The organism is unidentified bacterial endosymbiont (assembly GCF_918797525.1).
In the GTDB taxonomy this organism is placed as follows: Bacteria; Pseudomonadota; Gammaproteobacteria; order Enterobacterales; family Enterobacteriaceae; genus Enterobacter.
The window spans coordinates 2,693,592-2,718,035 of sequence record NZ_OU963893.1 but is presented as its reverse complement, the minus strand read 5'-3'; the positions used below and the strand labels follow the sequence as shown (position 1 = coordinate 2,718,035).

The following is a 24,444-nucleotide window of genomic DNA, read 5'->3' as shown; positions in this document are numbered from 1 at the left end:
GGCATTTTCATTTACTCGCTGAGCAGGTGGCCCATTTTAGCGGCTTTGGTATCGAGGTAGTGCGCGTTTTTTGGGTTACGTCCGACAATCAGCGGAACGCGTTCGACAATGTTGATCCCCGCTTCGCTCAGGATCTCAACTTTTTTCGGGTTGTTCGTCAACAGACGAACTTCATCTACACCCAGCAGTTTGAACATATCGGCACACAGGGTGAAGTCTCGCTCATCGGCTGCAAAGCCGAGTTGATGGTTTGCTTCAACCGTATCGTAGCCCTGATCCTGCAGCGCGTAGGCGCGAATTTTGTTCAACAGGCCGATATTACGCCCTTCCTGACGGTGGTAAAGCAGCACACCACGGCCTTCTTCAGCAATATGGGAAAGCGCAGCTTCCAGTTGGAAACCGCAGTCGCAGCGCAGGCTAAACAGCGCATCACCGGTAAGACACTCAGAATGTACGCGGGACAGTACCGGTGTCTGTCCGGAAATATCGCCATACACCAGGGCGAGGTGATCTTGTCCGGTTGCCAGTTCTTCAAAACCCACCATCAGGAAATCGCCCCATGGGGTTGGCAGTTTGGCTTCTGCCACACGTTTAAGCTGCATGTGATTCTCCAGAGTAGGCTGACACGTTTCGTGTCTTACGCCTGTTTGGCTTTCTGTATCCGGTCATTTTGCCACAAGCGCAGCAACTTCGCCTAATTGCAGCCATGCTATACCCACGTTAAACGCACAATCCGACATATCCACCTGGGTGACCAAAATCAGTTATGATTGTGGCGCTTAGCAAAAAAGGAGAAGACATGCTTTCAATCGCCAGACGAACGGCAGCGGGTGCGGCCATCTTACTGATTATGCCTCTGGTCGTGTGGAGCTCAGGCTGGATGTGGCACCCCGACCAGAACGCCACGTGGCTTAAATCATTGTACTGGGTCACCGAGACGGTTACACAGCCCTGGGGGATAATTACCCACGTACTCCTCTTCGCCTGGTTCCTGTGGTGTCTGCGTTTTCGGCTGCGTCCGGCCATCATGCTTTTCGCTATTCTTGGCGGCGCGATTCTGGTGGGGCAAGGGGTTAAATCCTGGGTGAAAGAGCATGTCCAGGAGCCACGGCCTTTTGTCGTCTGGCTGGAAAAAACGCATCATGTTCCGGTAGATGAGTTCTATAATTTAAAACGTAGAGACCGCGGTATGCTGGTCAAAGAGCAGCTTTCGGAACAACAGGATATTCCAGTATTTTTACGTAAGCACTGGCAAAAAGAGACCGGGTTTGCGTTTCCTTCCGGACACACCATGTTTGCCGCCAGTTGGGCATTACTTGGCGTTGGGCTTTTATGGCCGCGCCGTCGAACCATAACCCTTGCGGTGCTGCTGGTCTGGGCAACGGGTGTGATGGGTAGCCGTTTGTTGCTGGGCATGCACTGGCCGCGCGATCTGGTCGTCGCTACGCTTATCTCTTGGGCCCTGGTGACCTTTGCCACCTGGCTTGCCGAACGGCTCTGTGGCCCTCTGACGCCGCCGCCGGAAGAGAAGCAAGAAATTGCCGAAAGGGACCAAACCGGAACCTAAAGGTTGATATTACCGCTTTTGCCCATAAATCCAGGAATGGTGCGCGACTTTTTCCGTTTCGCGCCCGTCACTAAAATGGTAGTTTATAAGGCTGATTGCGGTGAGTTGAACAGACTTTATTCGCTTGAACCACATAACGGGAAGTCATGTGAAATATTTACTCATTTTCTTACTGGTGTTGGCGATTTTTGTCATTTCAGTCACATTGGGCGCACAAAACGATCAACAGGTGACATTTAATTATCTGCTGGCGCAGGGCGAGTACAGGGTATCAAGTTTGCTGGCGGTTTTATTCGCGGCTGGCTTTGCTATCGGCTGGCTGGTGTGCGGTCTGTTTTGGCTGAAGGTTCGTGTTTCACTTGCGCGCGCTGAACGCAAAATCAAACGACTCGAACAGCAAATTGCGCCTGCCTCCACTTTACCGGAAAGCAGCACTCTGCCGGTATCCAGGGAACAATAGAATATGCTGGAGTTGTTGTTTCTGCTTTTGCCTGTAGCCGCAGCTTATGGCTGGTATATGGGCCGCAGAAGTGCGCAACAAACAAAACAGGATGAAGCAAACCGACTCTCCCGCGACTATGTTGCGGGGGTGAACTTTCTTCTGAGCAATCAACAGGATAAAGCGGTAGACCTGTTTCTCGATATGCTTAAAGAGGACACGGGCACCGTTGAGGCGCATCTCACCCTCGGGAACCTGTTCCGTTCTCGTGGCGAGGTTGATCGCGCTATCCGTATCCACCAGACCCTCATGGAAAGCGCTTCGTTAACCTACGATCAGCGCCTGTTGGCCGTACAGCAACTGGGCCGTGACTACATGGCGGCGGGGTTATACGACCGTGCCGAAGACATGTTCTCGCAACTGGTGGACGAAACTGATTTCCGTATTAGCGCGCTACAGCAGCTACTGCAAATTTATCAGGCGACCAGTGACTGGCAGAAAGCCATAGATACAGCCGAGCGCCTGGTTAAGCTGGGTAAAGATAAACAGCGCGTTGAAATCGCCCATTTCTACTGTGAGCTCGCCCTGCAACAGATGGGTAATGACGACATGGATAAGGCTATGGCCTTATTGAAGAAAGGGGCTGCGGCAGACCGTAACAGCGCACGCATCTCTATAATGATGGGGCGCGTTTTTATGGCCAACGGTGAGTTCGCAAAAGCCGTTGAAACCCTGTTGCGGGTGATTGACCAGGACAAAGAGCTGGTCAGTGAAACGCTGGAAATGCTGCAAACCTGCTATCAACAGCTTGATAAACAAGATGTGTGGATCACTTTTCTGCGCCGCTGTGTCGAAGAGAACACCGGTGCAACGGCTGAACTGATGCTGTCTGACGTTGTTGAGCAGCATGAGGGAAGCGACACCGCGCAGGTTTATATAACCCGCCAGCTGCAGCGTCATCCTACCATGAGGGTCTTCCATAAGCTGATGGACTACCATCTTCACGATGCCGAAGAGGGCCGCGCCAAAGAGAGCCTGATGGTTCTGCGCGATATGGTTGGCGAACAGGTGCGCAGCAAACCGCGCTACCGCTGCCAGAAGTGCGGCTTTACCGCGTATACCCTTTACTGGCACTGTCCTTCGTGCCGCGCCTGGTCAACGATTAAGCCGATACGCGGCCTCGACGGGCAGTAGTTTTAAAAAAGCCTTTATTTTAGTTACAACATCCTAATGGCTTTTCATTATCCTGCTGGCATCGCGCAGTGTTTAGTCCTGCAGGAAAGAAAATCGATTCTGTTATTTTGCGGCCCTGACAGGTAGAATGCTGCCCGTTTATCTGTTCCGCGCCGCTGCGCGCCCATAGACGAAAAGGGCTGGTCATGACGTCTGTTACTTCCTTCGCTTCCCGCGTAGTTACTGATTCTCCTGTTGTTGTTGCGCTCGATTACAACCAGCGTGACGCTGCACTGGCCTTTGTTGACGGTATCGATCCCTGCGACTGCCGTCTAAAAGTCGGCAAAGAGATGTTCACCCTGTTTGGCCCACAAATCGTACGCGATCTGCACCAGCGTGGTTTTGACGTTTTCCTCGACCTGAAATTTCACGATATCCCGAATACCACAGCACACGCCGTGGTCGCCGCCGCAGAGCTGGGCGTGTGGATGGTTAACGTTCATGCATCAGGCGGGGCGAGAATGATGACGGCCGCGCGTGAAGCGCTTGTACCGTTCGGCAGCGACGCGCCGTTACTGATTGCGGTTACTGTATTGACCAGTATGGACGAAAACGATCTACGTGACCTCGGCGTGACGTTGTCACCTGCTGCACAGGCTGAACGTCTTGCGCGCCTGACGCAAAACTGCGGTCTTGATGGGGTGGTCTGTTCTGCACAAGAAGCCATGCGCTTTAAAACCGAACTGGGGCAGAATTTTAAACTGGTTACCCCAGGTATCCGTCCAGCAGGGAGTGACGCGGGCGATCAGCGGCGCATCATGACGCCAGAGCAGGCCCTTAATGCCGGCGTGGATTATATGGTGATTGGACGTCCTGTTACGCAGTCGCTGAACCCTGCACAGACGCTTAACGCTATCAACGCTTCACTGAAAAGGGGATCTAATGTCTGACTCAAATAGCCGTCTGGTTTATTCCACCGAGACCGGACGTATCGATGAAGCAAAAGTGGGCGTGGAACGGCCGAAGGGCGATGGCATCGTGCGTATCCAGCGGCAAACCAGCGGTCGGAAAGGAAAAGGGGTATGCCTGGTCACCGGTATCGATCTTGACGACGCGGCGCTGGTTAAACTGGCGGCCGAGCTGAAAAAGAAATGTGGCTGCGGCGGTGCGGTAAAAGACGGTATTATTGAGATTCAGGGTGATAAGCGCGACCTGATAAAATCACTACTTGAAGCTAAAGGCATGAAAGTAAAGCTGGCGGGCGGATGAATAAATGAGCCACGGTAAATACCGTGGCTCTGTTTTATACGTGCGTAAGTCAGACCTAAAATTTACTCAATAAAACATTGTATCGATAATGGCTTTTTACGTCTTTATTTGCCAACCTGATGACCGATAATACCACCGACAGCAGCGCCACCTAAGGTGCCCAACGTACTACCATCAGTTAATACCGCACCGCCCAGAGCACCCGCACCGGCGCCAATAGCAGTGTTACGGTCACGTTTAGACCAGTTAGAGCATGCGCTCAGGGACATTGCTACAGTGATTGCCAGAACAGCGGCAGCTAATTTTTTGCTGGTTAAGGTCATAATACTTTCTCCTGAATTATCGATTCACGGCAAGGAGTGCCTTTTAAGTATAGTCAATATAAATACTTAAAATTGGTCTCCCGTGAAAACGGGTCGCGCAGGTGTTACGTAATCACGCTGGTGATAGTCACTTCCTGTTATATCGCTAACATTAATTTTACGACTTTGGTGCCGGTTAGACAGGTAAAAACTCTTAAAGGACGAATGAGAATTCTCTCAGAGAAGGTGTTAATGCGCCCATATTCGAGCGCGGGGAAGGGTCAGGCGGTTTTTTTTACGATATCGACGATAAGACCGTCAGCGTCGAGGCTTTCTCGATGTACATTGTTCAAGCGCTCGTCGGTAATAACGCGGCTAAAGCGAGAAATCGGGCCCATCGTATAGGGATGTACGGCACCGAATTTCGAACTGTCGGTAAGCACGATCGCCTCACACTCTTTTTCCAGCACGGCGTTAACCACATCCGAACGCATCATATCCCGCCCGGTAAACCCTGTGTCTGGCTGCCAGCCGTCGATACCGATAAAAGCTTTACTGAAATGCACCTGCTGAACATACTGACGCGTTAACGGGCCAACCATGCTCTCGCTTTTCTTCTGGTAGATACCGCCCAGCAGAATCACCTCGCAATGCGTCTCTTTAAGGAGATGCGCGATATAGCTACTGACGGTGATAATGGTAATATCTTTTTGCCCGGCGAGCGTGCGCGCGAGCAGAGCATTGCTACTGCCGTTTTCAATAAAGACCGTTTCGCCATTATTCACTAAGGACGCAGCGTACTCAGCCAGTTCACGCTTGAGTGCATAATTGTTCAACATGCGTGTCTCAACGTCTTCACTGTCCAGCGGGACGGCATAACCATGTGCACGACGCAGATAGCTCTGTTTTTCAAGAAGGTTGAGATCCTGGCGGATGGTAACTTCAGACACGCCTGTTGTTTTGGCGAGATCGACTACGCTTACGCGCCCCTGATCGATGACCATCTGCAAAATGATTTGTTGTCGGGAATTCATAGCATCCATTATTAAAGCGAAATGAGGTCAGCAACGGCGGGATTACACTTCCCACGGGGCTTTTGGTTGCCTGCTTTCAGGTGCGATCTCAGCGCCATACTGCGCAAGAAGTTCTGATTTCAGGATTTCAAGGTTGCGGATCGCAGAATGATAATCGCCCGCAACCAGGATATCCAGCACGGTATCAATTCGTTGTGCGACGGTCTGTGCATCAATAGTAGACATAATCTCACCCAGAAGCGAAAAGTTAATATTTTAAATGATGCAGAAAATGGGCGCAAAAGAGAAGGGAAAAGATTCAATATCGAAAGCACTTAAATGAAAGTGATAAGCTTCCAGACTTTTGACCTCGCCACGCCATGTTATTTTCGGCTGGTAGTGTATGAGCAACTGATCGTTATCCAGCGCTTTACGCAGGTTGGTATCCAGCCACAGGTATTCAAATACGCGCTGATTCATCTTATCTCCTGCGGCTACCCACTAGGTTGGGCGGTGGAAGGCTGAAAAAAGAAGATGTTGCGGCGCAGGATCCGGGGAGAAAATGTCGGCCAGACCGCTAAGGAAACGGCCGACATTTTAATCGCTTATCAGGCGACAGGGCGCGCGATAATACTGCGGGTTTCCATGCGGACTTCGGCGATGTTTACCTCAATCACGTCAGTGACTTTATATACCGTTTCACCTTGGATTTGCACGGTGCCGTTTTCCTGGCTACAGACCAACTCGTCGCGAACAGTATGCAGGAACGGGGCAGGGATAAAGGCGACAGCACCGTTATCCACCAGGCGTACACGCATGCCCCCGCGGCTGACATCGATAATTTCGGCCGGGAAGCGGGTGTCGGTCCCGGCTTTGCCCATCAGGAAACGCGCATACAGCCAGTCACCCACGTCGCGCTCCGCCATACGGTTAAGGCGACGGCGCTCTGCCATCTGCACGGTGGTGTCATCCTGAGGGCGAGAAATAGACTCACCTTTGACGATAGCTTTCAGCAAACGGTGATTCACCATGTCGCCATACTTACGAATAGGGGATGTCCAGGTGGCGTAGGCTTCCAGACCCAGGCCGAAGTGCGGGCCCGGTTCAATGCTAATTTCAGCAAAGGACTGGAATCGGCGAATACGGCTATCCAGGAAACCGGAGGGTTGAGCATCCAGTTCACGGCGCAGTTTGCAGAAACCCGGCAGGGTCAGCACCTCTTGTGGATCAACATGGATTTCATGGTTCTTCAGCAGGGCGGCCAGTGCTTCAGTATTAGCCGGGTCGAACCCTGTATGCACGTTATAGATGCCGAAGCCGAGTTTATCCCGCAGCACGCGCGCGGCGCAGATATTGGCAGAAATCATCGCTTCTTCAACGATACGGTTGGCGATACGCCGCGGTTCCGCCACGATATCCAGCACTTCTCCTTTCTCACCCAGAACGAAGCGATAGTCCGGACGATCCTTGAACACCAGGGCATGGGTTTTACGCCATTCGCTGCGGCTCAGGCACACGCGATGCAGAAGACGGATCTGCGCAGCAATGGCGTCTGAAGGGGGTTGCCAGTTACCGCTATTTTCCAGCCAGTCGGAAACATCGTCGTAGGCCAGTTTAGCTTTCGATTCGATGGTTGCGGCAAAGAACTCAAGATTGTCTTCAATTGTACCGTCAGCCGCAATGGTCATACGGCAGGCCAGTACAGGGCGCATTTCATGCGCGCGTAAAGAGCAAAGATCGTCAGAAAGTTCACGCGGCAGCATCGGAATGTTGAAGCCCGGCAGGTAGTTGGTAAACGAGCGGATTTTTGCCGCATTGTCCAGCTTGCTGCCTTGCGCAATCCATGCCGTGGGATCGGCAATCGCGACGGTCAGATGAATGTTGCCGTCGGTGCTCTCTTCGGCAAACAATGCGTCATCCATATCTTCAGTACTGGCGCTATCGATGGTGACGAATTCAAGCGCAGTCAGGTCGCGGCGCACCAGACCTTCGTCCTGCATTTCGGTGGCGACACCGTTTGGCGCTTCTTTTTCAAGATTATGACGCGCCAGCGTCACCCACCATGGCACGAAATGGTCGTCGCCAAAGGTAATAAACTGCGTCAGTTCAGCGTAAAAATCGCGATCGCCTTTCAGAGGATGACGGCGCATTTCTGCAACAGCCCAGTCACCTTCTTTAAAATCATGCTCGACATCACGCGCAGCACGACACGGTATGGCATCCTTCAGCAGGGGATGATCCGGCACGATAGAAAAACGATCGTCTTTTCTGTGAACCTTACCTACGAAACGGGACAAAAATGGTTCTATCAGTTCTTCCGGCTCAGCGGATTCCCGCTCTTTTTCGCTGTGAATCACAGCCGTGATGCGATCGCCATGCATCACTTTTTTCATCTGCGGGGGCGGAATGAAGTAACTTTTCTGCCCATCAACTTCAAGGAAACCAAAGCCCTTTTCCGTGGCTTTTACGACCCCTTCTGCACGCGGCGTCTGGGAATGCAGTTGCTGTTTAAGCTGCGCTAGCAGCGGGTTGTCCTGAAACATAATGTTCTTTTTCGTAGCCATTGAGCGGCTGACAGTTTTACGCGATTCTCACTGTCACAGCAAGCGGTGTTTGGGTAATTAGTCTGGTTATTCCCCTTTACCAAGTGCAACCTTCAGGCGATCAAGCCAGCCGGAAATCGCACTTCGGGAAAGCAAATGGATTGCCTGCACGGCTGTGAGTCCAGCCTCTGTCAGCGGGGTAAACTGCGCAGCGCTAAAGCGATCCGGAGAATGGGTCAATAGCGTAATTGCTGCCGACAGCACGGGCAGGCCCCGGGCGTCAAAGACCTGGCTGTTTTGCACAATTTCCCCCGTCAGGTCGAGCAGCAGCGGTTCGTGACACAGTACCGGTGTCAGCGTCTGTAGGGCAGGTTCTGCCTGCCAGCGGCAAAGGGACTCAAGCTGGCGCTCGCCAGCCAGGCGCACTTCAACGACGGGCAGAAGAGGCTGCCATTCCCGGATGCTGGCTGGTAGCGTATGGGGCGGAATATGATGACCCGTAAGCCAGCGTACAGGGTGCCCCAGCAGTGACTGAAACACGGCGACAACCCGCGCCTGAAAGCCGATAAACCCAATAATCTGGTTGATGAGCACAATGTCATAGGTTGTCAGTCCCACCTCATCGAGCTGGCCCGGCGCTTTATCATCGATGACATCCGGCGAGCTGGAAAGCTGGCGAGCATACTGGGTGATTTGCGCCAGGCGACGGTTGCTTTCGCGTGATGAATCCGGACCGGGCAGCGGCGCGAGCAGGGCGGCGTAGTGATTACACAGCCGTTGAACGCCACAGGCCTGCGCTACCGTCAACGCGGTGCTCAGCCTGTCGTAGGCGCTAAGCGTGCGTAGACGATTAACGGAGACGTGGAGCGGAAACAGGTGATGACACAAGGCTCGGGCAGGGGCCAGCCAGCCAGAACAGGCGACGACAATCTCTTCAGGCAGGGTTAAATCGAGCAAAAAACGATCGTCGACGTTAGCGGCTTCGGGTACCAGCGCTACGACATCCGTCTGCGCGTGGTTTGACTGGGTTTCGTGATACCAGTGGCCTTTGCCGGAAAAACGGCGTTGTTCCATGTGCGTTCCTTGATCTCAAATGGCGATCAATATCCTGGCGTAAGGCGGATAAAGCGAAAAATATCGTTAGGTGATAACAAATAGCAGAACGGAATAACAAAGGAGACATGGGGGAGGGAGAAACTCTCTTCCCGGTGCGGGAAGAGAGACACGACTTATTTAATTTCCAGTTCGTTCATTGCTGCGATGTTGAAACCGCCGTCAACGTGAACCACTTCGCCGGAGATACCTGCGGAAAGGTCAGAGCAGAGGAATGCGGCAGAGTTTCCCACATCTTCAATGGTAACGGTACGGCGAATCGGCGTAACCGCTTCGCAATGTGCCAGCATTTTACGGAAATCTTTAATACCGGACGCCGCCAGCGTGCGGATTGGGCCAGCAGAGATACCGTTAACACGTACGCCTTCCGGGCCCATTGCGTTCGCCATGTAACGCACGTTGGCTTCCAGAGAGGCTTTAGCCAGACCCATAACATTGTAGTTAGGAATAGCACGCTCAGCGCCCAGGTAGGACAGCGTCAGCAGGGCAGAGCCTGGGTTCAGCATGCTGCGGCACGCTTTAGCCATCGCGACGAAGCTGTAAGAGCTGATGTCGTGGGCGATTTTAAAGCCTTCACGGGTTACTGCGTTCACGTAGTCACCGTCCAACTGGTCGCCAGGCGCGAAGCCGATGGAGTGAACGAAACCGTCGAATTTCTCCCACGTTTTCGCCAGTTCAGCGAACATGCCATCAATGCTTTCGTCTTGTGCAACATCACATTCCAGAACAATGCTGGAACCCAGCTGCGCGGCAAACTCTTCAACACGGCCTTTCAGCTTGTCGTTCTGGTAGGTGAACGCCAGCTCAGCGCCTTCGCGATGCATAGCCTGTGCGATGCCGTATGCGATGGACAGTTTGCTGGCAACGCCGGTTACCAGAATGCGCTTACCGGAAAGAAAACCCATAGCTTTGATCCTTATATTCATTGCTTGTTTTTTGCCCGTAAATCATAGCATTACAGGCTGCATTTCAAATGCATTCGAAATTAGCCAGAAATTATATCCCACTCACTGCCCCTTGTGTCACGCTATTTCTCAGATGACTGGCGTGATGCAAGCCACAATAGGCGATGCATGTGCGGCTAATTATCTGCATTCAGCCAGTATATCACCCACTCTAAGGTTCGCCTCATCCAACCAGAGCGAATGCGGATGCCTGCGTATTATTGTGTGAAATGTGGACAAAACGGGGCGGTTATTGCCCTCACGTACCCGGCTTATCATGGTCAACTATTGCCGCTAATCGTCATGCTTGCGGCGACGTTTATTATGTTCGCTCTGTGCGTGATCCTGAAAAGAAGCCATGCCGATCAGACTATGGCAGGGTGAGGTTAGCGATCCTTTCGCCACGCATCGGCGGTTAATGCTTCGCCGAAATGTCCGGCAATCAGTCGCTTCGTCAGCTCGTGAAGCGGGGAAGCCATGACATCTGCCGTGCTTCCTCGCTCTACCACTTCACCCTGGTGCATGACCATCACCTGGTCGCTGATGTGTTTCATCATGCCAAGATGTTGGGTGACGTAGATATACGAAATCCCCTGCTTCTCCTGCAATTCCAGCATCAGGTTGATTAGCTGCGAACGCATCGACATATCCAGCGAGGCGAGCGCTTCGTCGGCGATGATCACCTTCGGGCGCAAAATCAAAGCACGGGCCAGCCCCAGACGCTGTTTTTGTCCCGGCGCCAGCATATGTGGATAATAACTGACGTGATCCGGCAGCAGCCCCACTAAACGCAGTGTTTCGACAATCCGTTTACGGCGTGCTTCTGGCTCAAGATCAGTATTCAGGCGCAACGGGAAATCCAGAATCTGCGATATTCGCTGGCGCGGATTAAGGGAGGTTGACGGGTCCTGGAAGATCATGCGAATACGCTGGCTACGAAAAGAGTAGTCGCCAAACTCAAGCGGGTGGTCGTCAATCAGCACTTCACCGCCTGAAGGCTCAACCATCCCCGCCAGCATTTTGGCCAGTGTGGATTTTCCGGAACCGTTTTCTCCGATAATCGCCAGCGTCTGTTTTTCGCGCAGGGTAAAGCTCAGCGGCTTCACCGCTTCGACGGTCTGACGATGGAACAGCCCCGTGCGGTAGCGAAAGGTCTTACTCAGGTTGCGCACTTCCAGTAACGTTTCGACCATTTCACTCTCTCTCCATGTTCAGCGGGAAATGACAGGCGAAAAGATGATTTTTGGCACCTGTCAGGCGTGGGGTTTCTATACATTTACGCTGAGCATAGGGACAACGAGGTCCCAGACGGCAGCCAATGGGCAGGGATTCCAGCAGCGGGATCGCGCCAGGCAGCGTATTGAGACGGCTTTTGTGGGGCATAGCGCTGCCAAAATCCGGGATCGCGCGGATCAGCGCCTGCGTGTAGGGATGATGCGGCGTGTTGACCAGCTCTTCGCTGATCGCGGTTTCGACCGTCTGCCCGCAATACATCACATCAATTTTATCTGCCCACTTGCTGAGCATTTGCAGGTCATGGCTTATCAGCAAAATAGTGGTATTGTTATTCTGGTTCAGGCGCGTCAACAGACGAAAAATTTGGGCCTGAGTGGTGGGTTCCATTGCGTTTGTGGGTTCATCTGCAATCAGCAGGCGTGGCTGGTTGGCCAGCGCGATTGCAATCATCACTTTCTGACATTCACCGTCGGTCAACTCATAGGGGAAACTGCGCATGGCATCGTTATGATCTTTGATCCCAACGCGGTGCAGCAGCTCGATTGCGCGGCGTTTTCGCCAACCGAAACGCCGCCACCAGCGGCCCTTGTAGGTCCAGCCCGGAATGTTTTGCATCAGTTGTTTGCCGACACGCTCGGACGGATCAAGACAGGATTGCGGCTCCTGGAAAATCATCGAGACGTTATGGCCCACCAGCTTGCGGCGTTCGCGCGCGGAAAGACGCAGCAGGTCGATATCATCGAAACGCATGCGGTCCGCAGTGACGCGCCAGTTGTCTTTCGCCACGCCGCAAATAGCTTTCGCAATCAGGCTTTTGCCTGATCCGGACTCCCCCACCAGGCCGCGAATTTCGCCTTCGGCAAGCGTAATACTGACGCGGTCGACAGCTTTTACCCAGCCTTCGCTGGTTTTAAATTCGATAGTGAGGTTGCGGATATCCAGTAATGGCATTATTCCACCCCCGCATTAATGGCGCGACGAATCCCGTCCCCGAGCAGGTTAATAAGCAATACGCTCACCATAATGGCGGCTCCCGGTAACATGACCGTCCACGGGGCAACGTAGATCAACTCCAGCGCGTCACCGAGCATCGCGCCCCATTCAGGAGAGGGCAGTTGTGCGCCCAGATCGAGAAAGCCAAGCGCGGCGATGTCCAGAATCGCCATTGACAGGGCGCGGGTGATTTCGGTGACCAGCCCCGCCGCGATATTCGGCAGTACCGCAAACCATAAAATGTTAGCGGTGGTCGCCCCATCCAGGCGGGCCGCGACGACATACTCTTTTTCCAGCTCGTCATGCACCAGGCTATAAACCGATCGCACCATGCGGGGCAATATGGCCAGCCAGACGGCGAACATGGCATGGGATAAATGTGGACCGGCAAATGCCACCACAATAATGGCCAGCAGTAAAGACGGAATAGAAAGCAGGGTATCAAGAATATGATTCAGCACCGCCGAACGCAGACCATGCGTCGACCCGGCAAAAATACCGAGCGCCAGCCCACAGAGCGTCGCGGCAAAGGTCGCCACAAACGCCCCTCCCACCGTAGGGGCCGCACCGCTTAGCAGGCGGCTTAAAACATCACGGCCCAGATCGTCGGTGCCAAGGAAGAAAGAGACCTCACCATAGCGTGACCACGACGGGGGAAGCAGCTGATAGCCGAGAAACTGTTGGTCAATCCCATAAGGAGCGAACCATGAACCGAGGACGCACAGCAGGACCAGTCCGCCGCAGCCGTACAGGCCGATCATCGCTGTGGTGTCCCCGTAGAACTTACGCCACACGGTACGTAGCGCACCAGGCGTGCGCTTCTCGCTGTATACGCTATCGTAGGGCATATGAATCCGTTTTAAGTTTGTTTGTCATGCTTTATGTCTTTTGAAAAATTCCGCCATTATCAACATCTTGCCTACTCTAAGTGCTTTATTTTTGTATATCGCGCATTAATTTGAAGGTTATCAATTTACGCAAAATGTGTACACTATTGTGTATATCTTTTCCCGGAGTGTACACATTGCTAACCGATACAAAACTGAGAAAAGCTCTTGGCAAAAAGAGAGACAAAATCGAGGTCATTTCAGACGCTCACGGCTTGAATGTCAGATTGTCTACATCCGGCAGTATAACATTCTTTTACCGCTACAGATGGAACGGAAAAGCGGCTCAATTGACGATCGGCGATTATCCGACCATATCATTAGCTCAGGCGCGAGAGCGTAGACAGCAGTTCAGAATCTGGCTTAAGGAGGGGTTCGATCCGAGACGACAGACCGTACTGGAGAAACAGAAAAAAACTGATGCGATTACCGTAAAAGAAGCCTTTGATTATTGGGAAAAGCATTACTGCATTCCTGAAGGCCTGGTAAAAATCCAAGTGAACCGCCGGGACTTCAACAACCATATCAATCCTGTGCTGGGGAATATGATCGTAGATCAGACCACAAAGGCACATTGGCTTAGCCTGTTCGACGGTATGGGAAGAAGGGTGGTTACAGGGCAAATGTTAGGGTTGATGCAGCGTGTTTTTCGTTTCTGCTCTAACAGAGGAATAATCAACCTTAACCCAATTGAGAGTCTCAGGCGATCTGATGTGGGGCTTACCGCGGCAGTTAAAGACCGAAGATTGAGCGACGAGGAGATCAAAACTGTATGGAATGCTTTGCCTGAAATGAGGGAACGACAACAGCTGATCATGAAATTTCTCATTTTGACCGGTTGTAGGAGTACGGAAATAAGAACGGCAAAGTGGGAATGGTTCGATTTTGTGGATCAAACATGGACCATTCCAGCAAGTGATTATAAAACAGGTAAATCTGTCAGGAGAGCGTTGCCGGATGCTGTTGTAAAGATGATGAAATCTCATAAAGAAACATCATTGTCAAAGCATGTTGTTACGTTGTCACGCTATAAGGGGCCAGAGGATGACAGGCCGCCCCTTCAGCCTAACGTTGCGTTATTTTCTGCCCAAATAATTTCCAAGACAGGAATGAAGCCGTGGTCCCTCCATGACCTTCGACGAACAGTGGCGACGCGACTTTCTGAATTAGGTGCGCCGCCACATGTTGTTGAGAAACTGCTAGGCCATCATATGGCAGGTGTCATGGCGAGGTATAACCTGCATGACTACATTGATGATCAGCGCCATTGGCTTGCGGTATGGCAGAACCATTTGGAGAAACTGGTTGGTCATCCTCTGGTTTGATGCCCACTTTTTCTTCCCACTCCAGGAGGTCTGAAAGTCTCCAGCGCTTCGGGCTTCCATTTATCTTCGGCTTCGGAAATGGTTGTGAAAAATATGCCGGCATTCTGGAAGGGGTGCTCCAAAAGTACAGCGTGCTCCGCGAAATTTTGTATCTTGATAAAACTTCACTGGTGATCAAGATATCAACATTCGTATAAGTTGTTTCATTCATATTGCACCTCTCAGTTGCATTGTCCCGGCAGATTGCGCAGCCTGCGGGCACCATTCATGGCTGTCGCAACGTAGCTGGCCCGGCGGTTAACGACTTCCACTGTTACCTTTATTCCATCAACCACTACGGTGTATGTGGTCTTGGTTTTCTGTCTGGCGAATTCACCGTAAGTTTCGACGTGCTTCGCGAGAGCGGCATCACATGCCTGGCGAGCCAAAGGGGATTGCTTACTGCGATTAATCAGTCGCATTTCTTCTCCTTGAGGGAGGGATTCCCCTCCCAATCTCGTTAGTTCACGTATTCCGGTTTCATATCCGCCAGGGTGATGCTGAACTGCTCATGCAGTTCATCGCCCAGGTGACGCTTTGAAGATGCCAGCACGCGTTCAGCTTCGCCAAAGCGTTCTGCCGCGTCGGGTTCATCCGGAGATGGCAGGGAGTTGATCGCCGCTTCCACCTTATTGCGAGCATCAACCAGGTAGTAGCGCTTCACTGCTTTGTTCTTAAGCTCGGTAAACAGGGCGGAACCTAGCGTTGCTTTGACGGTTTCGATATCTGCGCGTAGAGCTTTTGTACTATCCACATCCTGGGCCGCCTCGATGCGGTCGCGGAAATCATCAGCAAGTGCATCGATGTTTTGAGCTGATTCCTGAGCTGTTTGAGTCGGGGTGACGTTCTCACCTGAAATATCTGCAAGGCTTACGTGCTGCGCCGGTGCCGGATTTACCTCTCGTTCTTCACGGCGATCATCGAGTTCATCCGGGGTATATACACCCAGAATCACATCCGGGCAGAACAGTCTCGCCCAGCGTTTGACGGCCAGGTACGCCAGTTGCTGGCGTGGGTCGTCAGCCCAGAGAGTAGAATTTCGGGTACGGGCCTGAGCCAGCAGCAAATCGAGTTCTCTCGGCTGATCTTCACCTTTAAGCGTTGCGCGGATGATGATGCCGATTCCGGCTTCGTCAGCCAGGGTCCAGCCCGGGACGCGGTACTCGCCTTTGTCGCCTTTGCGGATATGGAATTTTCCAACGACCTTTTCCCATGGCCCATACCATTCATATTCAAACCGGCTGGCCAGCACGCCGCTGCGTGAAATGACGGCATTAACGAGCTGCGCTTCATACCCGAGCACACCGTTAATCAGGTGCGTCTTCTGCGCCACGGCAAAGGGATTCATCTGCCACTGTGCCGCTTGCATCGCTACAGCCATGCAGTCGGCCTGATTGCCCTGCAGGTGTTTAGGAACGGTGGCGGTGCCCTGCGCCATAATTTGCGCGAACGTGCTGATGGCGTTCAGATACTGGGAATCGAACAGAGCCACGTTGGAGTTAATAACGGTGTTCTGGTCAGCAACGGTAATGTTAGTGTTATTCATCAATCCCCCTTAAGCCTGAGTGCGCAGCGCTTCAAGGCGGCGCATGTCAAAGTCGTTCAGTTCAGCGGTGTAATCATCGAGGATCGGCGCCGGCCATTCTCCGGTGTCGAAGCCGGTTGCGATGGCGCGCATCATTTTGCGGTACTCGAGCATGCCCAGTTCCAGCAGGTCTGCGGATGCCTCGATGATGGCGATCCAGTGGTAGTTCTCGTCTTTGTTGACGAAAATCCAGAAGAACTGGTCCAGCGCCGCGGTCTCGCAATACATAGCCGCGCTGAGGTGGTAGTCCCGGTCAATGATTTCCCGGTGCAGCCGGGCGCGCAGGCTTTCCTGCTTGACGTTCCACATGCTGATAGTTTTCAGGTCAGCACCGATGCGCACGCCGTCCAGATCGATCTCAAGGTCAGGACGTACACGAACTTCTAGGCCCGTTTCCTCGTCAAAGCCGAAGTAGCTCACTTCAACGGCACGGCTTGGATGTGTCAGCAGCATGCCAGCGGTCGGGTGCGCCAGGAGTGCAGACTGAATTGCCCGTGCCGTTGCCAACTGCTGGCGGGTAACCAGAATTTTTTCGCCAGGGTTGTCGCGCCAGGCATCCAGAAGTTCGTCGGCGAATATGGCATCGGGCTTAACCGACTTAACTGCCTGGATCATGTCTGCTTTGCTGCCAGACACTTTCAGCGGTGTCGGTTTCTGCGCTTCCTGTGCGACCAAATCAGGATTGATGATTGCTAATTGCTCAAGTAACGCATCACGGCTGCCGCTGGTTTTAACCGGCACGGGCAGGGTGGCGTTGTACTCTTTAATACATGCCTTCATTGCTGTTGCTGTCTGCTTCTGGCTTTCTTCAATACGCTGGTACTCAGCTGGGAGAGCCATATAGCTTTGAGCCGTTTCTTCCAGGCTGGCGCCAAGCGGCACTGGAGCGGGAAGGGACGCGTTATGTTCTTCAAGTAACGCTTTAATCTCGTCAGCGCTTAGCAGCGCCGGCAGGCTGGCGTTGTACCCATCAATGAACTCACGCAGAGTTGCGGTGGTCGTAAACGCACCTTCAGGGATCTCCGGTTCTACGCTGAACTCTGCTTCGAGGTTTTCCGGCTGCAGTGCAAGGGCGTGCACCAGGTTCCCCATGTCCAGAACTTTGGATGCAGTGCGCGGTATTGTTTTAGCCACATGGCGTGCGTTGAAATACATCAGGCTGATCCGGGCATCTTTCACCTGGGTTGAGCTAATACCGTTTGCTGCGTGATAAATGTCATTCGGTAGGCCTTCGTATCGGCCAGGCTCGAAGTAAGCCGGGTATTCAATTACCGGTTCTGCTTTCTGCTCTTCCTGCGCTACGGTAACTGCTTGCGTATCAGCTGCATCAGTGCCTTCGCCTGGTTGTACCAGATCAGTATTTTCGACTTTCTCTGGCTGAGTCGTTTCCATCTGCACATCGCTGGTGGTCTCCGCTGTGTTTTCCGTTTTTTCGACTTCATTTGAAGGGATATCGATGACCGGGGCGGTATTTCCTCCTATCAGTCCATCGATGGAGAACACGCCACTGCCGAGATTTTCAACTTGCGGTTGTTCAACTTGGGCTTCGGTCTCAACAGAAGGAGCTGGTAACGGCAGTAACTCCACAGCAGAGTTAAACTCAGCCGTCATGGTTTTATTCACAAACTCAAGATGAGCCGCTGGCGTGTGATGAATGTTTTCTGGTGCGATGCGGATCAGATTGAAGATTGCCGCACGGTTCACCGCCAGTATGCCTGGTTGATTGCGTAAGATTGCGCTCCATGACTTCCATGGTTCTTCTTTCTTGGCCACGATTTCTTTGGCTCGTCGTAATACGCTCGAAGGAATTTCGAAGTGGTGGAAATCCATAGGCAGTAGGGCACAGGCAATCTCAAGATCGAGAGTGTCCAGTGTGTGATGCGCGCCTTCGCCGCGGTCAGTAACATAGCCGCCATCAGCGTTAGTGCCTGAATCAGTACGTTGCACGCTGCTGATGAGGTTTCCGGCTGCCCATTCGCGAACGAGAATGCCGCGGTCAATATAATCAGTCGCCGCCCAGATCCTGGTGAAACGGAGAACTAACGCGAGTTCGTGACGCTTTTCCTGGCTGAACACTTTGCGAATGGCGTCGGTATACCGCCAAAGGTCTTTGGTATCGTAACCCTTAACCTCTTCGCAGTTTTCTGCCGCCAGCAGCAGGTTCTGGACATAGCTGTTGTCAGTGTCCATCTCCAGCGCGCTGATACCTTCGTATTCTTCGCGGGTTAAGTGGTGGCGCAGTTCGTCGCCGGTGAACTGGGCGAGTAGCTGCTTGCGAAATGGCATACGAACGACGGGATAACGTGTGGTTTCGTCATCATTTTCGTCAATCTGGATACCGTTATCAGGTTTTAAATCCTGAGCAGTTGCAACGTCTTCGATGCTGGTGCTTTCTGATTTGAGAAGATTAAGCTTTCCGCTTCTCCACTCTTCAACTAACTGATTGCGATCGCTGGCATCTGCTCTCGCCCAGTCAGCCATAAAGGCGGCAAGCACCTTAACTTCATGTTCTTCGTTTGGTGCGAAAATCTCCTTAACAGCCTGGATCATCTTCCACTCAGCATTCAGGCTGAGTTCGTAAACTTCAGGGATGTCGTTCTTCGCCAGCAGCAGGTTCCGGAGATAGGTGTTGCCTTCATCCAGTGACATTTCGCTGGCAGCCAGCTGCTGCTCTTTAGTGATATGTGACTGGTATTTGTCGCTGGTCAGGTGGACGGCAAAACGTACCGCTGGAGTGCGGTTTTCAAGAGGGATACTTTCGACGGTAGTTTCGACATTAACGGTCGTTTCCGGTTCGGCAGTGTTGTCCACGGCACCAGTCGACTCAGTACCAGCCTTTGGCAGCCACGTGCGTCCATCGTCCTGCAGTTCGTAGCGTTTGCACCAGGTGTAATCCACTGTGCTTTCTTCAGGCAGATCGTTGTAAACGGGGAAATCGGTTCGAACCGGTTTGGCGTAATCCTTACCGCGTCCGGTTTCAATACCAGCATCTTCCAGCTCAACATCGAGCTGTAGGTTGGCACGGGCTTCTGATTTCGCAGTGAACCAAATCACTGCGTCTTCTTTGCCAGATTTCTGCGTAGCCTTAACTACATAGAAAAATTCCATGTGAGATCCTCTTTTTTGGATGTAAGATCCCCGGGCCAGAGATAGCGCCCATTGGGTGAACTTTGGTTTTTTAAGTAGTTTTCCGGTGTAACTTTGGTCGGGAGCACCGGACGTACGGGCCGCCTTGCGCGGCTTTTACGTTATGCCTCGTGGGCCATCTGGTCGTACGAAGCACAACGTTCAGAGCAGTATTCTTTTTCTTTGCGCGCCAGCTGTGCGCCGTTGCGATAGAGAAGGGTACTTTTGACTACTTTCTCCGGTTCAACCGGCTTGCCGCAGTACCCACATTTCGTCGAGTTACACATCTGGATCCCCCTTTTGCGCTAGCAGGTAGCACAAGCGGCGAAGAATCACTTCTACAAAATTCAACTTTACGGCCTGTTGCCGACCTGGTTTGCGTGCGAAATCAATCATCTCACCCTCGTTTGCCTTGTCGCCGGCCAGCGGAACGTTTATCACCTGACAACGATGCGCTTGTTGTCGATGGCTTAAAGTTACAACCAATTATTTCAATGGTCAAGTGAATTGAAACTAACTTTAGTAATTGAGGGTGTAAAAAACGCCGGCGACGCCAGCGTTGGAAAGTGGGGAAGGGTTAGCGGTTTAGGTGTTTTATCAGATCACCAACATCATCTTTCAGCTCTTCAAGTTCTTTCAATACGCCTTTTGCATGAATGATAAGGCGTAATTTTTCAGCTTCGGGGAGCTGATTAAAGATAGCAAGGAGAGCCTCTTCGGTAACATCAAGTTTTTTGGGAATACCAAGGTGAGCCATGACCTCAGGATCATCTGTGTCTGGCTGCATGAAATACCAGTGTTCCGGCTTTCCAGTTACTTCGGCGAGTGACTTCAACTTCAGACCGCGAGGTATAGAAATTCCTTTCGCCCACTTCTGTGCCGCCTGCGGCGTAACACCAACGCGGCGGGCTAAATCGGAAAGATTCCAACCATGCTCCGTAAGAGCTTGGTTGAACCTGTATGCGAAAACTTTATTGGTTTCGGTATTCATACTTTCCATTTTACAACCCTATGTTTCAGAAGTAACTGAAACAAATTGGAGTAATTTATTTGAAACGTTCAGTTTCAATGTGTATGCTTGTTCACAATCTAAGGAGGAGTCATGAACGAGCAACTTAAGAAAAAAGTGAAATCAATCACTACTCAAACTGCGCTTGGTGAGGCTATGGGCCTTTCATCTCAGGCGGTTAGTCGATGGATGAATTCTGGAAAAGTCCCAACGTCACGAGTTCGTGCGGTTTGTCAGTTCCTTAATTGGCAAATTACACCTCATGAAATTGATCCCGAAGCATACCCAAATCCCACAGACGGGCTGCCAAAACAGGAGTCCTGACCATGCATGCCATTTCATATCAACAAAATACCGGATTACCTACGGCGGCGATGATAAATCGCAATCAGCCTAGCGCGGCAGATAAGCATGAACAGATCCGCGACGCCGTTCGTGCCTGGGCCGCGTCACTGGATAACCAGGATGTCGTTGCAGGAATCATCGTTGAGGAATGGGAGAGACAGGGCGGCGCCGGGCTGGATTTTCCCGAAGACCTGAGCCGAAAGCGTCAGAAACTCTTCCGCTGGCTCGATGGTGATACGGAGTATGCGCGCAAAAACATCAGCCAGCTGTCGCCCGCGATCATCGCCGTTCTACCGTTTGAGTTCCGTGGCCGCCTGTTACCTCAGGACTGCTTTATGACGCGCTATGCAGCGATGGAGAAGGAGATCGGTGAAGCGAAACGCGCGGTGATTCTGAGGGCGCCGCAGCACCAGCTGGTGAAAGAGGTGAGGGAGGGAATTGAACACCTGCTGGCGCTTCTGCCTGGGGAGGCTGTTGTTCAGGTTCTGAGTGGTCTTGCGGTCATGAGCCCGGGCGTAATGTGAGGTGTGCAGTGAATCATGTCGAATTTAGGGTGAAAGCCGCGGTGCGCGAACACCAACGGCTTTCGGATGCAAAAACGGGACGTAATTGCGAGGTCATTATGACAAACGCATGTACTAAACACCAGGCTAAAGGGGCATAGCATGTCAAATGTCGCTTATGCCGATTTTGCGGCACGTAGTGCCATCAGGAGCAACCGGATGGAGAACCAGAAGACCGGATTCATCCCGTTGTACCGGAGCGTACTGAAGAAGCCCTGGGCGAAAGATGTGTTCCTGCGCACGTTGTGGGAGAACCTTCTTTTGGGTGCTGCACGTCAGCCCTACACGGCGAACTTTAAAGGCCGCCACTGGCCATTACAAACCGGACAACTGGTAACCACATCGGCCGATTTGGGGCTGAAATTATGCGATAGGGACGGGAAGCCATGTAGTCGTCACGCCGTGGATAGAATGCTGGATATTTTCGAGCGTGAAGGAATGATTTCTCGCTCTGGAGAGAAGCGAAAAGGCACTGTGATAACCATCACAAATTATGAGCAATACGCTCAAAAAGTAAGCGATTTAGCCGCGCAATTCCCCGAGCATATTGCCGAGCATTACACCGCGCATGACGAAGCCAGCAGTGGTGCGGCTTGCGTAGGGTATGCCGCGCATTTACCCGCGAATATGGCCGCGCATTTCACCGAGAATCATGAACAACAATGTAATAACAACAATATAAATAATAAGATCTCTTCGTCTCGGAATTCTGAAGAATCCCGAAACGAGATAACTCAAAAATTCCTCTCTCGTCACCCTGAAGCTGCTGACGGCATCTACACGCCTGCAGGTAAGTCATGGGGAACTGCTGACGATCTCAAAGCCGCTCGCTGGATTCATTCCCTGCGCCTGACGGTCAATTCAAGCCTGAGCGAGCCGAAGTGGGTCGAATGGGCTAACACAATCCGTCTGATGCGCGTGCAGGACAACCGTACTCACTTCGAGATTTGCGACCTGTTCAAGTGGGCCAACAAGGATGATTTCTGGAAAGACAACATCCTGAGCCCATCAAGCCTGCGCAGGAAGTGGGACGACCTGACAACCAAGCGCCTGCGCAGCGGGGGACAGGCAACGAAGCCCACTGCGAAGGGCAAGATCGATTTCAACAACACAGACTGGATAAACGGGGTGTTCGATGAAAAGTCTTTCTGAGCAGATGGTCAGCATGGACCGTGAAAATTTAACGCGCATAGCACGCGGCATGCCGGAATTACAGGATGCGCAGGACATACCCGCTGAACAAACCGCTGAAATCTTCAACGCACTGTTTAGCGCCTTGCGTGCAGCATTCCCGGCCAGCGTACATACCTTCAGCGACCAGGCAGAATACGATGAACTGCGCCGTCAGTGGCTTCTGGCTTTTCATGAAAATGGGATCACCACCATGGAACAGGTAAACGCCGGGCTTCGCATAGCGCGTCGTCAGGAACGCCCGTTTCTGCCCTCACCGGGCCAGTTCGTCGCATGGTGTCGGGAAGGAAATGGCGTACTGGGTATTACCGTTGACGATGTCATGTATGAATACTGGCGCTGGCGGAAACTTGTTTTTCGCTATCCCACGAGTGAGCAGTTCCCCTGGAGGGATAAAAACCCGCTGTATTACTACGTTTGCCTGGAACTTCGCCGCCGCGGTACCGAGGGGCAACTCAGCGAGAACGAACTTATCCGAGCCGCTGGCGACATTCTGCATGAATGGGAAAAGCGAGCGCTGTCCGGTAAGCCGGTTCCACCTATCCGACGTGCACTTTCCGCGCCTGTTCAGGATCGAGGGCCAACTCCGGCACAAATGCTGATGGCGAAATACAAACAGCGAAAAGACGCTGGATTGATATGAGAGGAAATCACATGGAAACCGTAATTCAGGTATTGGAAAAAATGGGCCGGGCGACATACCGCGAAGTTGCTGCCCGTCTTGAAATCGACCCGGTTGATGCGCTCACCATGTTACGTGAGCAGCGTGATCAGGGGTTATGCGATTTTGGAGACGGCGGCTGGTTCCTCGGTACCGTGAAAGGTCAGTCTCAGCAGTCAACGCCAAAGGCACCTGTTCATCCGGCGCGGCGTCTGAAAGGTGAAGCGCCTGTACCCGTTGATCCCGATGTCGTACGTCAGCAGCTTAGCGATAACGGGGCAATGACCACAGCAGCGTTGGCTGCAGCTGTTAACCGAAATGCCCGCGGTATGGTCTCTGTGATGCTGACCTTTGAGCGCCAGGGCTTAGTCGTTAAAAACGGGCAGGGGAAAGGCGTAACCTGGTCTCTTCCTGTTGACGACGAACCCGCTGAGCATGGGCCAGAGCCAGAGGCTGAAAAGTTCAAGTCTATTGAGATGATTATCGGCGAAATCCCATCGTTCACTGAAGGTTACAGCGCTGGCCAATACGTTCCGACTGTTAGTGTTATTTCCCGCGAGATCCGTCGTACCAAAAACAAACTGGTGAAGCTGGAAGAATTGCGCAAAGCAGTGCGTGTGATTGGCCGTAATAAACTTCTCGTGCAGCAGTTGACAGGGAGTAAGTAACCGATGCCAAGACCAAAAACGCATGATGAGCGCACCAGGATTATCAACCGAATTATCGAGCTGGTGAAAGAGCACGGACGCATCACAACGAAAGATGTCGTTGCGATGTTCGACCTGCATCGTACAACCGCTGAGAAATATCTCCGCACCGCGATAGAGCAGGGTGGCTTGGTTCGTCATGGTCGCTGCGGTATTTTCCGCGACCAGCGCGCAACCATCGATTTTGACCTGAAACGTTTTTCGAATAGTAAGGCGGCAGCATGAGCAAGATTAAAACCCATACCGGAACGGTGATCACCAAAGACGGAGAGAAAAAGTGCAACTGCGTGAAACAGCGGCAACCTGTGCGTCGGGCGGAATGAAACCTATCGCAAAGCAGATGGCCTCAGATGTGGCGCGCCGTTGACATCGCGCCGCCTGATTCTGAGCAGCATTAAACCAATCGAAGGCGGT

Annotated in this window: 28 protein-coding genes and 1 pseudogene; 12 read left to right on the top strand and 17 right to left on the bottom strand. The window is 52.4% G+C overall.

Annotated features, from left to right (window positions below):
• Nucleotides 1-11 precede the first annotated feature (11 nt).
• Nucleotides 12-602 (bottom strand): GTP cyclohydrolase II, encoded by a 591-nt coding sequence (gene ribA, locus NL510_RS12980; RefSeq protein WP_253377285.1) that lies wholly within the window; start codon nucleotides 600-602, stop codon nucleotides 12-14.
• Between the two features lie 197 nt (nucleotides 603-799).
• Between ribA and pgpB the strand changes: the two genes are divergently transcribed.
• From pgpB to yciH, 5 genes are all read left to right on the top strand, one after another.
• Entirely contained in the window at nucleotides 800-1,567 is a 768-nt protein-coding gene (gene pgpB, locus NL510_RS12975; protein ID WP_253377276.1) for a phosphatidylglycerophosphatase B, read from the top strand.
• A 148-nt stretch (nucleotides 1,568-1,715) separates the two neighbouring features.
• On the top strand, nucleotides 1,716-2,027 hold the full coding sequence (locus NL510_RS12970) for a LapA family protein (protein ID WP_253377274.1): 312 nt from the start codon (nucleotides 1,716-1,718) through the stop codon (nucleotides 2,025-2,027).
• 3 nt (nucleotides 2,028-2,030) lie between these two features.
• Nucleotides 2,031-3,200 carry a lipopolysaccharide assembly protein LapB gene (gene lapB / locus NL510_RS12965; protein ID WP_253377272.1) on the top strand — a complete coding sequence of 390 codons (1,170 nt, stop codon included), beginning with the start codon at nucleotides 2,031-2,033 and terminating at the stop codon, nucleotides 3,198-3,200.
• Nucleotides 3,201-3,385: 185 nt separating this feature from the next.
• Entirely contained in the window at nucleotides 3,386-4,129 is a 744-nt protein-coding gene (gene pyrF / locus NL510_RS12960; protein ID WP_253377270.1) for an orotidine-5'-phosphate decarboxylase, read from the top strand.
• Nucleotides 4,122-4,448, top strand: a complete 327-nt coding sequence (gene yciH / locus NL510_RS12955; RefSeq protein WP_253377268.1) for a stress response translation initiation inhibitor YciH — start codon at nucleotides 4,122-4,124, stop codon at nucleotides 4,446-4,448. Before pyrF ends, yciH begins: the two co-directional genes overlap by 8 nt.
• Before the next feature lie 104 nt (nucleotides 4,449-4,552).
• Here yciH and osmB read toward each other — a convergent pair whose 3' ends face one another.
• The 10 genes from osmB to sapC all read right to left on the bottom strand — a co-directional run bounded on the left by osmB (nucleotide 4,553) and on the right by sapC (nucleotide 13,440).
• The gene (osmB, locus tag NL510_RS12950; protein ID WP_008501216.1) at nucleotides 4,553-4,771 is read right to left on the bottom strand and encodes an osmotically-inducible lipoprotein OsmB; all 219 of its coding nucleotides are present in this window, start codon (nucleotides 4,769-4,771) and stop codon (nucleotides 4,553-4,555) included.
• A 260-nt stretch (nucleotides 4,772-5,031) separates the two neighbouring features.
• The gene (gene yciT, locus NL510_RS12945) at nucleotides 5,032-5,784 is read right to left on the bottom strand and encodes a DNA-binding transcriptional regulator YciT (RefSeq protein WP_253377266.1); all 753 of its coding nucleotides are present in this window, start codon (nucleotides 5,782-5,784) and stop codon (nucleotides 5,032-5,034) included.
• Between the two features lie 42 nt (nucleotides 5,785-5,826).
• Entirely contained in the window at nucleotides 5,827-6,009 is a 183-nt protein-coding gene (locus tag NL510_RS12940) for a YciZ family protein (protein ID WP_253377264.1), read from the bottom strand.
• Between the two features lie 30 nt (nucleotides 6,010-6,039).
• Nucleotides 6,040-6,243, bottom strand: a complete 204-nt coding sequence (locus tag NL510_RS12935) for a hypothetical protein (RefSeq protein ID WP_253385076.1) — start codon at nucleotides 6,241-6,243, stop codon at nucleotides 6,040-6,042.
• A 128-nt stretch (nucleotides 6,244-6,371) separates the two neighbouring features.
• Entirely contained in the window at nucleotides 6,372-8,306 is a 1,935-nt protein-coding gene (locus NL510_RS12930) for an exoribonuclease II (RefSeq protein WP_253384890.1), read from the bottom strand.
• An 87-nt stretch (nucleotides 8,307-8,393) separates the two neighbouring features.
• A complete protein-coding gene (locus tag NL510_RS12925) occupies nucleotides 8,394-9,380 on the bottom strand; it encodes a CMD domain-containing protein (protein WP_253377262.1) in 987 nt (328 codons plus the stop codon).
• Between the two features lie 155 nt (nucleotides 9,381-9,535).
• On the bottom strand, nucleotides 9,536-10,324 hold the full coding sequence (gene fabI, locus NL510_RS12920) for an enoyl-ACP reductase FabI (RefSeq protein ID WP_253377260.1): 789 nt from the start codon (nucleotides 10,322-10,324) through the stop codon (nucleotides 9,536-9,538).
• A gap of 425 nt (nucleotides 10,325-10,749) precedes the next feature.
• Complete coding sequence (gene sapF / locus NL510_RS12915) at nucleotides 10,750-11,556, bottom strand: putrescine export ABC transporter ATP-binding protein SapF (RefSeq protein WP_253377258.1); 807 nt, start codon at nucleotides 11,554-11,556, stop codon at nucleotides 10,750-10,752.
• Between the two features lies 1 nt (nucleotide 11,557).
• Complete coding sequence (gene sapD, locus NL510_RS12910) at nucleotides 11,558-12,550, bottom strand: putrescine export ABC transporter ATP-binding protein SapD (protein ID WP_253377256.1); 993 nt, start codon at nucleotides 12,548-12,550, stop codon at nucleotides 11,558-11,560.
• Entirely contained in the window at nucleotides 12,550-13,440 is an 891-nt protein-coding gene (sapC, locus tag NL510_RS12905; protein ID WP_253377254.1) for a putrescine export ABC transporter permease SapC, read from the bottom strand. The genes sapD and sapC overlap by 1 nt, the downstream gene beginning before the upstream one ends.
• Nucleotides 13,441-13,574: 134 nt before the next feature.
• On the opposite strand from sapC, the gene NL510_RS12900 reads away from it, so the two are divergent.
• Nucleotides 13,575-14,804 (top strand): tyrosine-type recombinase/integrase, encoded by a 1,230-nt coding sequence (locus tag NL510_RS12900; RefSeq protein ID WP_196373401.1) that lies wholly within the window; start codon nucleotides 13,575-13,577, stop codon nucleotides 14,802-14,804.
• A 221-nt stretch (nucleotides 14,805-15,025) separates the two neighbouring features.
• On the opposite strand, the gene NL510_RS12895 is transcribed toward NL510_RS12900, so the two are convergent.
• The 6 genes and pseudogenes from NL510_RS12895 to NL510_RS12870 all read right to left on the bottom strand — a co-directional run bounded on the left by NL510_RS12895 (nucleotide 15,026) and on the right by NL510_RS12870 (nucleotide 20,545).
• Nucleotides 15,026-15,265, bottom strand: a complete 240-nt coding sequence (locus tag NL510_RS12895) for a DUF4060 family protein (protein WP_014832196.1) — start codon at nucleotides 15,263-15,265, stop codon at nucleotides 15,026-15,028.
• A gap of 38 nt (nucleotides 15,266-15,303) precedes the next feature.
• Complete coding sequence (locus tag NL510_RS12890; protein WP_253377252.1) at nucleotides 15,304-16,389, bottom strand: RecT family recombinase; 1,086 nt, start codon at nucleotides 16,387-16,389, stop codon at nucleotides 15,304-15,306.
• A gap of 9 nt (nucleotides 16,390-16,398) precedes the next feature.
• Complete coding sequence (locus tag NL510_RS12885; RefSeq protein ID WP_253377251.1) at nucleotides 16,399-19,536, bottom strand: RecE family exodeoxyribonuclease; 3,138 nt, start codon at nucleotides 19,534-19,536, stop codon at nucleotides 16,399-16,401.
• 140 nt (nucleotides 19,537-19,676) lie between these two features.
• Nucleotides 19,677-19,841 (bottom strand): YdaE family protein, encoded by a 165-nt coding sequence (locus NL510_RS12880; protein WP_047651444.1) that lies wholly within the window; start codon nucleotides 19,839-19,841, stop codon nucleotides 19,677-19,679.
• Nucleotides 19,834-19,988, bottom strand: a pseudogene (locus NL510_RS12875) (hypothetical protein); the annotation flags it as partial. The pseudogene NL510_RS12875 and the gene NL510_RS12880, both read right to left, overlap by 8 nt.
• Nucleotides 19,989-20,131: 143 nt before the next feature.
• Entirely contained in the window at nucleotides 20,132-20,545 is a 414-nt protein-coding gene (locus NL510_RS12870) for a transcriptional regulator (RefSeq protein ID WP_253377249.1), read from the bottom strand.
• A gap of 111 nt (nucleotides 20,546-20,656) precedes the next feature.
• Between NL510_RS12870 and NL510_RS12865 the strand changes: the two genes are divergently transcribed.
• The 6 genes from NL510_RS12865 to NL510_RS12840 all read left to right on the top strand — a co-directional run bounded on the left by NL510_RS12865 (nucleotide 20,657) and on the right by NL510_RS12840 (nucleotide 24,255).
• The gene (locus NL510_RS12865; RefSeq protein WP_253377247.1) at nucleotides 20,657-20,887 is read left to right on the top strand and encodes a transcriptional regulator; all 231 of its coding nucleotides are present in this window, start codon (nucleotides 20,657-20,659) and stop codon (nucleotides 20,885-20,887) included.
• A gap of 2 nt (nucleotides 20,888-20,889) precedes the next feature.
• Nucleotides 20,890-21,432, top strand: coding sequence for a toxin YdaT domain-containing protein (locus NL510_RS12860; RefSeq protein WP_253377245.1), 543 nt, complete (start codon nucleotides 20,890-20,892; stop codon nucleotides 21,430-21,432).
• Between the two features lie 198 nt (nucleotides 21,433-21,630).
• Nucleotides 21,631-22,623: a phage replication protein O gene (locus NL510_RS12855; RefSeq protein WP_253384888.1), complete on the top strand. Its 993-nt coding sequence runs from the start codon at nucleotides 21,631-21,633 to the stop codon at nucleotides 22,621-22,623.
• Nucleotides 22,607-23,305 carry a replication protein P gene (locus tag NL510_RS12850; RefSeq protein WP_253377243.1) on the top strand — a complete coding sequence of 233 codons (699 nt, stop codon included), beginning with the start codon at nucleotides 22,607-22,609 and terminating at the stop codon, nucleotides 23,303-23,305. Before NL510_RS12855 ends, NL510_RS12850 begins: the two co-directional genes overlap by 17 nt.
• An 11-nt stretch (nucleotides 23,306-23,316) precedes the next feature.
• On the top strand, nucleotides 23,317-23,991 hold the full coding sequence (locus NL510_RS12845) for a DUF1627 domain-containing protein (RefSeq protein WP_253377241.1): 675 nt from the start codon (nucleotides 23,317-23,319) through the stop codon (nucleotides 23,989-23,991).
• A gap of 3 nt (nucleotides 23,992-23,994) precedes the next feature.
• Complete coding sequence (locus NL510_RS12840) at nucleotides 23,995-24,255, top strand: DUF977 family protein (protein WP_253377240.1); 261 nt, start codon at nucleotides 23,995-23,997, stop codon at nucleotides 24,253-24,255.
• Nucleotides 24,256-24,444: the final 189 nt, after the last annotated feature.

Bases quoted from the DNA above. Each gene is read 5' to 3' on its own strand.
- NL510_RS12935 (WP_253385076.1), bottom strand. From the start codon at position 6,243: ATGAATCAGCGCGTATTTGAATACCTGTGGCTGGATACCAACCTGCGT.
- NL510_RS12845 (WP_253377241.1), top strand. From the start codon at position 23,317: ATGGAAACCGTAATTCAGGTATTGGAAAAAATGGGCCGGGCGACATAC.
- NL510_RS12900 (WP_196373401.1), top strand. From the start codon at position 13,575: ATGTGTACACTATTGTGTATATCTTTTCCCGGAGTGTACACATTGCTA.
- NL510_RS12940 (WP_253377264.1), bottom strand. From the start codon at position 6,009: ATGTCTACTATTGATGCACAGACCGTCGCACAACGAATTGATACCGTG.
- NL510_RS12930 (WP_253384890.1), bottom strand. From the start codon at position 8,306: ATGTTTCAGGACAACCCGCTGCTAGCGCAGCTTAAACAGCAACTGCAT.
- NL510_RS12870 (WP_253377249.1), bottom strand. From the start codon at position 20,545: ATGAATACCGAAACCAATAAAGTTTTCGCATACAGGTTCAACCAAGCT.
- sapF (WP_253377258.1), bottom strand. From the start codon at position 11,556: ATGGTCGAAACGTTACTGGAAGTGCGCAACCTGAGTAAGACCTTTCGC.
- sapC (WP_253377254.1), bottom strand. From the start codon at position 13,440: ATGCCCTACGATAGCGTATACAGCGAGAAGCGCACGCCTGGTGCGCTA.
- NL510_RS12850 (WP_253377243.1), top strand. From the start codon at position 22,607: ATGAAAAGTCTTTCTGAGCAGATGGTCAGCATGGACCGTGAAAATTTA.
- NL510_RS12925 (WP_253377262.1), bottom strand. From the start codon at position 9,380: ATGGAACAACGCCGTTTTTCCGGCAAAGGCCACTGGTATCACGAAACC.
- NL510_RS12885 (WP_253377251.1), bottom strand. From the start codon at position 19,536: ATGGAATTTTTCTATGTAGTTAAGGCTACGCAGAAATCTGGCAAAGAA.
- fabI (WP_253377260.1), bottom strand. From the start codon at position 10,324: ATGGGTTTTCTTTCCGGTAAGCGCATTCTGGTAACCGGCGTTGCCAGC.
- NL510_RS12855 (WP_253384888.1), top strand. From the start codon at position 21,631: ATGGAGAACCAGAAGACCGGATTCATCCCGTTGTACCGGAGCGTACTG.
- NL510_RS12840 (WP_253377240.1), top strand. From the start codon at position 23,995: ATGCCAAGACCAAAAACGCATGATGAGCGCACCAGGATTATCAACCGA.
- yciH (WP_253377268.1), top strand. From the start codon at position 4,122: ATGTCTGACTCAAATAGCCGTCTGGTTTATTCCACCGAGACCGGACGT.
- NL510_RS12860 (WP_253377245.1), top strand. From the start codon at position 20,890: ATGCATGCCATTTCATATCAACAAAATACCGGATTACCTACGGCGGCG.
- NL510_RS12890 (WP_253377252.1), bottom strand. From the start codon at position 16,389: ATGAATAACACTAACATTACCGTTGCTGACCAGAACACCGTTATTAAC.
- pyrF (WP_253377270.1), top strand. From the start codon at position 3,386: ATGACGTCTGTTACTTCCTTCGCTTCCCGCGTAGTTACTGATTCTCCT.
- pgpB (WP_253377276.1), top strand. From the start codon at position 800: ATGCTTTCAATCGCCAGACGAACGGCAGCGGGTGCGGCCATCTTACTG.
- NL510_RS12895 (WP_014832196.1), bottom strand. From the start codon at position 15,265: ATGCGACTGATTAATCGCAGTAAGCAATCCCCTTTGGCTCGCCAGGCA.
- yciT (WP_253377266.1), bottom strand. From the start codon at position 5,784: ATGAATTCCCGACAACAAATCATTTTGCAGATGGTCATCGATCAGGGG.
- NL510_RS12865 (WP_253377247.1), top strand. From the start codon at position 20,657: ATGAACGAGCAACTTAAGAAAAAAGTGAAATCAATCACTACTCAAACT.
- NL510_RS12880 (WP_047651444.1), bottom strand. From the start codon at position 19,841: ATGTGTAACTCGACGAAATGTGGGTACTGCGGCAAGCCGGTTGAACCG.
- osmB (WP_008501216.1), bottom strand. From the start codon at position 4,771: ATGACCTTAACCAGCAAAAAATTAGCTGCCGCTGTTCTGGCAATCACT.
- sapD (WP_253377256.1), bottom strand. From the start codon at position 12,550: ATGCCATTACTGGATATCCGCAACCTCACTATCGAATTTAAAACCAGC.
- lapB (WP_253377272.1), top strand. From the start codon at position 2,031: ATGCTGGAGTTGTTGTTTCTGCTTTTGCCTGTAGCCGCAGCTTATGGC.
- ribA (WP_253377285.1), bottom strand. From the start codon at position 602: ATGCAGCTTAAACGTGTGGCAGAAGCCAAACTGCCAACCCCATGGGGC.